The sequence below is a fragment of the Nocardia asiatica NBRC 100129 genome (assembly GCF_000308415.1).
Classification (GTDB): domain Bacteria; phylum Actinomycetota; class Actinomycetes; order Mycobacteriales; family Mycobacteriaceae; genus Nocardia; species Nocardia asiatica.
This window is the reverse complement of record NZ_BAFS01000093.1, coordinates 1-614: the sequence shown is the minus strand read 5'-3', so window position 1 is coordinate 614 and position 614 is coordinate 1. Positions and strand designations below refer to the sequence as shown.

Below are 614 nucleotides of genomic sequence, written 5' to 3'. Positions count from 1 at the left end.
GCCGACACCTGCGAGGGGTTGTACGGGCCGAGGTTCCAGATCGGGTTGATCTGGAACAGGCCGCCCATGATGCCCACGACGCCGAGCGTGAAGGCGAAGAACGCGCCCTGATCCGCGGCGAACACCGGCACGATCCGCGCGCCCACCACGTTGTTCTCCGTGCGGCCCGGGCCGGGGAACTGGGTGTGCTTCTGGTACCACACCAGCGCGATATGGACGGCGATCAATGCCAGGATGATGCCCGGGAACAGCAGCACGTGCGCGATGTACAGGCGCGGGATGATGATGTCGCCGGGGAAGTCGCCGTCGAAGATCAGCCAGTGCATCCAGGTGCCGACAATCGGGATGGAGATCGTGATGCCCGAGAACGCGGCCCGCAGCCCGGTGCCGGAGAGCAGGTCGTCGGGCAGCGAGTAGCCGAAGAAGCCCTCGAACATCGCCAGGATCAGCAGCAGCGAACCGATTACCCAGTTCGCCTCACGCGGCTTGCGGAACGCGCCGGTGAAGAAGATCCGGAACAAGTGGACGATGATCGAGACGGCGAACAGCAGCGCCGCCCAGTGGTGCACCTGCCGGACGAACAGACCGCCGCGCACCTCGAACGTGATGTTCAG

General features: G+C 65.3%; 1 protein-coding gene. It reads right to left on the bottom strand.

Annotation, left to right across the window (positions count from 1 at the left end):
- The coding region (locus ON27_RS09410; protein ID WP_043722640.1) for a cytochrome b at nt 1–614 on the bottom strand (614 nt) is incomplete at both ends.